The sequence below is a fragment of the Limnohabitans sp. genome (assembly GCF_044373035.1).
In the GTDB taxonomy this organism is placed as follows: Bacteria; Pseudomonadota; Gammaproteobacteria; order Burkholderiales; family Burkholderiaceae_C; genus Limnohabitans_A.
On record NZ_JBILQU010000156.1, the window covers coordinates 1 to 4,405 of the forward strand.

A 4,405-nucleotide genomic window follows, 5' to 3' on the forward strand; every position below is an offset into this window, starting at 1 on the left:
GGCCAGCGTGGCCAACTGGATTCGCCCGGCCCCGGGCTTGCTGGCGCAATACCCGGCGGTTTCGGGCTGGCTGCACTCGTGCATGGAGCGCGAGGCTCAAAATCGCGTGCGGGCGATGCCTTGAAGGATGTGGCTTTGACGCGAGAATTCGTCAGGCTTATGTCTTAGGTGGTTTGTGCCGGCAGCGCGTGCAGCCGAATACCCAAGGCCAAGGTGACTTTCAAGATCGTCGCAAAGCTTGGGTTGCCCTCTCCAGAAAGCGCTTTGTAGAGACTTTCCCGGCCCAGCCCCGTGTCGCGTGACAGTTGAGACATGCCTTTGGCGCGGGCGATGTGGCCCAGCGCCTTGGCAATGAAGGCGGCATCGTCCCCAGCTTCTTGCAGGCAAGCTTCCAGATAAAGCGCCATGTCTTCCTCGGTTTTGAGGTGTTCGGCGCTGTCCCATTTGCGCAGCTTGAGTGTGCTCATCTCCTTACTCCTTCAATTGGCGAGCGAGTTCGTGCGCCGTTGCAATGTCTTGGGTTTGACTGGATTTGTCGCCCCCGGCCAGAAGAATCACGATTTCCATACCGCGCTGTGTGAAATACACGCGAAAGCCAGGGCCATGGTGAATTCGCATTTCGGATACACCCTCACCCACAGCCTTGTGATCCCCGAAGTTGCCTTCTTCGGCACGATCGATGCGGGTCTGAATGCGTCTGGCAGTTTGTCTGTCCTTCAAGGACTCAAACCACAGATCAAAGACTTCGGTGGTGTAAATCGTCTTCATGGCTCATTGTATCAATTGGGATACGGTTTTATGGAGTTGGTGTTGATGGGCTTTGCGTTTGTGGGGTGTATGCGGCTTCAAAGTCCGCGCCCTCGTTCATCTGCTGAATGACGTGCAACAAGCCGTGGCTGCCCACTTGGGCCAGCCAGGGGCGCACTTCGCGCCCGGCGGCCGAATAGACGGGGCTGAGGGTGGGCTGGCCTTGGGCTACGCGTTCAAAGTTTTTGTCGTCGCCAAAACGGTGAACGCCAGCCAGCCATTGCTGCAAGGATTGGTAGGTCAGCAGCTCGTCGCGTGAGGGCCGGGGGATGCGGGTGCTGATCAGAAATTGCCAGTGGTTTTCTGAATGCTGGGGTGCTTCGCTGATGGCCACGGCCAGACCTTCGTCAAACCACTGGGGCATGCGTTTCCACGCAAACAGGGTCAAACGTGTGCTCATTTCTGCGTGTGACCATTCGTGCGCCAGAAAGTGCCAGTTCAACCCACGCGGCGACAGCAAGATGCGTTGGCCGAAAACCTTGCCCATTTCGCCTCGCCCGCCCAAGGCGGCGTAGCATTTTTCGGAGATGCAGGCATGCACGGTGGGGCGTGCGCTGACGCTGCCGTAGGCCATGCGGATGGCCGCTTCGGCCCGGGCCATGTCTGCGCGCAGTCGGTCCTGCGTGGCTTCATCGGTCCCAACTTCAACCTACAGATGGGGCCCGATCGGGATCAGGCCAAAACTTTCAGGGGCCAGCAATTTGCCGCTTTGCGCCACGCTGTGCAGCATGCCGCAACCGCTCAAGAGGCCCAAGGTCAAAAGGAGTGTGAGGGTGCGCAGTCGGATCATGTGGACTCGGGTGGTTGGGTTTCATAAACCAACAAATCCCCCGGCTGGCATTGCAAGACTTCGCAGATGCGCTCCAGCGTGTCAAAGCGCACGCCTTTGACCTTGCCGGACTTGAGCAGGGAGATGTTGACTTCGGTGATGCCGACGGCGGCGGCCAGATCGCGTGAGCGCATCTTGCGGCGGGCCAACATCAGGTCGAGTTGGACGACGATGGGCATCAGACAAACGCCTTGTTTTCTTCGGCGATTTCTGACATCCAGGCCATCAGGTAAGACAGCATGAGCAAGACGCCGCAAATCAACAGGCCCAACAAGTCGCTGGGGTGCATTTCCCAATTCCAGAGCTGAGATTGCGGTGGCAGGTGCAAGGTGACCAGATAACTCCAGAGTGGGCGGGTCGCAATGCCCAGCACGGCGCAGCCCAAGCCCGCCCAGGCACCGCGTTGCAGCCAGTTGCTGCTGATGGTGCTCAAGCCCATGTCGCGCAATAAATGTTGGGTGGCTTGCCACAGACAAATTACAGCGGCCAACAACAGGAACCACAGGGTCAGATTAAGGCCAACGGCGCTGCCGAGTTGCCAACTCGCACCAGCGTTTAGATCGCGTTGCCAATAACTGCCGACCTTGTGCAGAAATTCCGAGGGGTCTTGCAAGGGGTGAAGAATGTGAAGCAGCACCCAGAATGTGTAGATGCTGCCCAAGACTCTCAGAGTCCAGATGACCGTGGCGACTTTGCGCCGCAGTTGGGTGTGGTGTGCCGAGGTGATTGATGTGGATGTGTTCATGCCATGCCTCCTTGTGAAAGAGGGTATTGAAAATCAAAAATGGAATTAAAGCAATAAAAATTTATTGTTTAACATTAAATTTTTATCGAGATAGTGCATTCAAGATGCTGTTAAACAGCATCGACTCCTCACCCCCTGAACCTTCCACGCCAACCTCAGCTTGCGCAGCGTCGCGAACGCGTGTAAGACGTTGCCGAATGATTAAAAAATTTCCTGAACGGGAAATAGTGGAGATGTATGTGCCTGTAGTAGAGAAAATTCCCCGTTCGGGAATTATGTCTTGCTAAGAATCGAGCTTTGTTGCAAAATTTCCTGAGCGGGAAATTTAGCAAACCATGACCAGTATTCGTTCATCTCAGCAATTGGGCGATGCCATCCGCACCGCCCGCAAGCAGCTTGTACTCACGCAGCCGCAGTTGGCCTTGGCCGCAGGGGTGGGGGTGCGCTTTGTGGTGGAGCTGGAGGCGGGTAAGCCCACGGTGCGGCTGGCGCAGGTGCTGCGGGTCATTGAGGCATTGGGTGGTGAATTCAGCTTGAATGGTTTGCCTGCAGCCGCTTTGGCTGCCGAGCCGAAACGCGAAGGACATGACGATGGCGCATGAACTGGATGTCTGGCTGTTTACCGACCGTGTGGGCACCTTGAGCTTGGCGCAGGGGCGGCTGAGTTTTGGCTATGCCCCTGGCTGGCTGGCGCAGCCGAATGCGGTGGCGTTGTCCCTGTCTTTGCCTCTTCAGGCCGAGCCTTTCGACGATCACATGACGCGTCCCTTTTTTGCAGGACTGTTGCCCGAAGGGCAATTGCGCCGTCTGCTTGCACGCCATTTGCAAATCTCAGGGCAGAACGATTTCGCGCTGCTGGACCACATCGGCGGCGAATGCGCAGGAGCCGTGACCTTTTTGGCACGAGGGCAGACTTTGCCTGCAGCCGCCGGCACTAAAGATGTGCGCTGGCTGAGCGATGAAGAAGTCGTTGTTATTCTGGATGAGTTGCCGCGTCGCCCCATGCTGGCGGGTCAGGATGGGTTGCGGCTGTCTTTGGCCGGTGCTCAGGACAAACTGCCGGTGGTTTTTGATGGCCATCGTATTGGCTTGCCGCGCAACGGCACACCCAGCTCTCACATCTTGAAGCCGCCGATTCATGCCGTGGAGGACAGCGTGACCAACGAGGGTTTTTGCATGGCGCTGGCCGAGGCCATGCAACTCAAGCCTGCGAAGTCACAAATTCATGTTGTGCTGAATCGCCCGTTCTTGCTGGTCGAGCGCTATGACCGAATCATGGAGACACAAGGCCGCAGGTTGCGCCTGCATCAGGAAGACTTTTGCCAGTCGCTGGGCGTAGTGCCTGAAATGAAATACCAGAACGAAGGCGGACCGGGTCTGGCGCAGTGTTTCGATCTGGTTCGCCGTGTCACACGCCCCAGTGCTCCACACGTTTTGCGTTTGTTCGATGGTGTGATCTTCAATGTCTTGGTCGGCAACCACGATGCGCATGCCAAGAATTTCTCTCTGTTGTACGCGGGCCAGACGCCTTTTTTGGCACCGTTTTATGACCTGCTCTCAACGGCGGTGTATCCGGCGCTGACGCCCAAGATGGCCATGAAAATTGGCAGCAAATACAAGTTCAGCGAAGTTCAGGCACGGCATTGGGAGCAGTTTGCGCAAAGCGCAGGTTTGGCCAGATCCCCAGCCAGAAAACGCATCTTGGAATTGGCCAAGGCACTGCCCGGTGCCGCCTGCGCACTCCAGCAAGCCAGTGGCAGCCGATATTTGGGGAATGCCGTGGTGGAGCGCATCGTGGTGTTGATCGAGCAACGCTGTGCTTTGACGGTTCAAAGGCTCAGTGCGCCGATGACCGATGCGAATGTTTCACCCGATTGATGTGAAGGATGTGCGGCGGCTCAAAACCGCCCCAGCGCCTGCATCTTCCACGCCAGCCACAGCTTGCGCAGCGGCGTCAGCGCAATGCGCTGGTGCAGCACCTGATAGCCCGAGGCCTCGATCTCGCGCAGCAAGGTGCGGTAGAT

8 protein-coding genes and 1 pseudogene are annotated in these 4,405 nt (G+C 57.3%); 2 read left to right on the plus strand and 7 right to left on the minus strand.

The window, feature by feature from the left end; genetic code table 11:
- Positions 1–164: 164 nt before the first annotated feature.
- Genes ACIQ47_RS14815 through ACIQ47_RS14840 form a run of 6 tightly spaced genes read right to left on the minus strand, consistent with a single transcriptional unit; the run spans position 165 to position 2,381 of the window.
- Positions 165–467 carry an addiction module antidote protein gene (locus tag ACIQ47_RS14815; protein WP_396438833.1) on the minus strand — a complete coding sequence of 101 codons (303 nt, stop codon included), beginning with the start codon at positions 465–467 and terminating at the stop codon, positions 165–167.
- A gap of 4 nt (positions 468–471) precedes the next feature.
- Positions 472–768, minus strand: coding sequence for a type II toxin-antitoxin system RelE/ParE family toxin (locus ACIQ47_RS14820; protein ID WP_396438834.1), 297 nt, complete (start codon positions 766–768; stop codon positions 472–474).
- A gap of 28 nt (positions 769–796) precedes the next feature.
- Positions 797–1,408, minus strand: coding sequence for a hypothetical protein (locus ACIQ47_RS14825; RefSeq protein ID WP_396438835.1), 612 nt, complete (start codon positions 1,406–1,408; stop codon positions 797–799).
- Between the two features lie 48 nt (positions 1,409–1,456).
- Entirely contained in the window at positions 1,457–1,597 is a 141-nt protein-coding gene (locus ACIQ47_RS14830; protein ID WP_396438836.1) for a hypothetical protein, read from the minus strand.
- Positions 1,594–1,815, minus strand: coding sequence for a helix-turn-helix domain-containing protein (locus ACIQ47_RS14835; RefSeq protein WP_396438837.1), 222 nt, complete (start codon positions 1,813–1,815; stop codon positions 1,594–1,596). Before ACIQ47_RS14835 ends, ACIQ47_RS14830 begins: the two co-directional genes overlap by 4 nt.
- Complete coding sequence (locus tag ACIQ47_RS14840; protein ID WP_296292055.1) at positions 1,815–2,381, minus strand: hypothetical protein; 567 nt, start codon at positions 2,379–2,381, stop codon at positions 1,815–1,817. The genes ACIQ47_RS14835 and ACIQ47_RS14840 overlap by 1 nt, the downstream gene beginning before the upstream one ends.
- A 335-nt stretch (positions 2,382–2,716) precedes the next feature.
- Between ACIQ47_RS14840 and ACIQ47_RS14845 the strand changes: the two genes are divergently transcribed.
- Together ACIQ47_RS14845 and ACIQ47_RS14850 are read left to right on the plus strand one after the other, a co-directional pair.
- Entirely contained in the window at positions 2,717–2,983 is a 267-nt protein-coding gene (locus tag ACIQ47_RS14845) for a helix-turn-helix transcriptional regulator (protein WP_396438838.1), read from the plus strand.
- A complete protein-coding gene (locus ACIQ47_RS14850) occupies positions 2,973–4,259 on the plus strand; it encodes a type II toxin-antitoxin system HipA family toxin (RefSeq protein ID WP_296292053.1) in 1,287 nt (428 codons plus the stop codon). The genes ACIQ47_RS14845 and ACIQ47_RS14850 overlap by 11 nt, the downstream gene beginning before the upstream one ends.
- Positions 4,260–4,279: 20 nt before the next feature.
- On the opposite strand, the pseudogene ACIQ47_RS14855 reads toward ACIQ47_RS14850, so the two are convergent.
- Positions 4,280–4,405: pseudogene (locus tag ACIQ47_RS14855) on the minus strand (squalene synthase HpnD); the annotation flags it as partial.